Source organism: Streptomyces flavofungini, assembly GCF_041028215.1.
GTDB lineage: Bacteria > Actinomycetota > Actinomycetes > Streptomycetales > Streptomycetaceae > Streptomyces > Streptomyces flavofungini_B.
The window spans coordinates 1-1,744 of sequence record NZ_JASKYR010001111.1 but is presented as its reverse complement, the minus strand read 5'-3'; the positions used below and the strand labels follow the sequence as shown (position 1 = coordinate 1,744).

Genomic DNA, 1,744 nt, shown 5'->3' with positions numbered 1-1,744 from the left:
CTCCCGCGATGCGCGGGAGCAGTTCGGCGCGCTGCTCCTCGGTGCCGAGCGAGAGGATCAGCGGGGCGGCGAGCACGGCGGTGGCCAGGAGCGGGGAGGGGGCGAGGGCGCGGCCCAGCTCCTCGCAGCCGAGCGCGAGTTCGGCGGCGGTGCAGCCCACGCCTCCGTACGCCTCGGGGAGCGCGAGGCCCGGCAGACCGAGCTGTTCGGCGAGGGCGGACCACAGGGCGGGGTCGTGGCCCGCCGGGGTGCGCGCGGCGGCCTTGACCTCGTCGGGTCCGCAGCGCTTGGTGACCAGTTCGCGAAGGGTGCGGCGGATCTCGTCCTGCTCCGCACTGAAGGCGGCGTCCATCGGCAGACTCCTCCCCCGGACCCGTCGGCCGGACCCGGATCTGACGGGGCGTCATGCTAGGCCGGTGGCGGCGATAAGCACAGGGTGGTGAGCGGTGACGCGCGAACGGGGGCCCGGGTGGACGGGCACCCGACGGCTGCACGGGCGATCCGCCCCCACACTCCCCCGCACCGGGCTTATCTGATGTACCGTCAGATGAATGACACCCCCTGCGAACCGCTCAACGCCCCGCAAGGTCGCCGCGGTCGGGGTCGCCCTCTCGGACTGCGGCCGGGTCGACGGAACCACGCCCTACGCCCTGCACGCCCAGGCGGCCCGCCGTGCGCTCGCCGACTCCGGTCTCGGCCGGGACGTCATCGACGGCATCGCGTCGGCGGGCCTCGGCACACTGGCGCCCGTCGAGGTCGCCGAGTACCTCGGGCTGCGGCCCCGCTGGGTGGACTCGACCTCCGTGGGCGGCGCCACCTGGGAGGTCATGGCGGCACACGCGGCGGAGGCGATAGCGGCGGGGCGGGCCAACGCCGTAATCCTCGTCTACGGCTCGACCGCGCGGGCGGACATCAAGGCGCGGCGCCGCACCTCGAACCTCTCCTTCGGCGCGCGCGGACCGCTCCAGTTCGAGGTCCCCTACGGGCACTCCCTGATCGCCAAGTACGCGATGGCCGCGCGCCGCCACATGCACGAGTACGGCACGACCCTCGAACAGCTCGCCTCGGTCGCCGTGCAGGCACGGGCCAACGCGGCGACCAACCCCGACGCCCTGTACCGCGAGCCGGTCACGGTGGACGAGGTGCTCGCCGGGCCGATGATCGCGGACCCCTTCACCAAGCTGCACTGCTGCATCCGCTCCGACGGCGGCTGCGCCGTGCTCCTCGCCGCGGAGGAGTACGTGGCCGACTGCGCCTCGCGGCCCGTATGGGTACTCGGCGCGGGCGAGCACGTCTCGCACACGACGATGTCGGAGTGGGAGGACTTCACGGTCTCCCCCGCGGCGGTCAGCGGACGCCTCGCCTTCGAACGGGCGGGGGTGCGGCCCACGGACATCGACCTCGCGGAGATCTACGACGCCTTCACCTATATGACGCTGGTGACCCTTGAGGACCTCGGCTTCTGTGCCAAGGGAGAGGGCGGTGCCTTTGTGGAGAAGGGCCGCCTGCTGCGGGACGGCGCGCTGCCCACCAACACCGACGGCGGCGGCCTCTCGGCCCAGCATCCCGGGATGCGGGGCCTGTTCCTGCTGGTGGAGGCGGTACGGCAGCTCCGCGGCGAGGCGGGCGCCGGCCAGGTACACCGCCGGGACGGCACCCTGCCGGAACTGGCCCTGGCCTCGGGCACGGGCGGCTGGTTCTGCTCATCGGGCACGGTGGTACTGGGGCGGGGCTAGGGCTGTTC

2 protein-coding genes are annotated in these 1,744 nt (G+C 73.5%); one reads left to right on the top strand and one right to left on the bottom strand.

Going from position 1 to position 1,744, the window contains the following annotated elements; all coding sequences use genetic code 11:
- Positions 1-352, bottom strand: a 352-nt coding sequence (locus AB8Z36_RS38875) for an acyl-CoA dehydrogenase family protein (RefSeq protein ID WP_369218079.1), incomplete at its 3' end; no start/stop codon positions are given.
- Between the two features lie 199 nt (positions 353-551).
- On the opposite strand from AB8Z36_RS38875, the gene AB8Z36_RS38870 reads away from it, so the two are divergent.
- Positions 552-1,736 (top strand): thiolase C-terminal domain-containing protein, encoded by a 1,185-nt coding sequence (locus AB8Z36_RS38870; RefSeq protein ID WP_369218078.1) that lies wholly within the window; start codon positions 552-554, stop codon positions 1,734-1,736.
- Positions 1,737-1,744 lie beyond the last annotated feature (8 nt).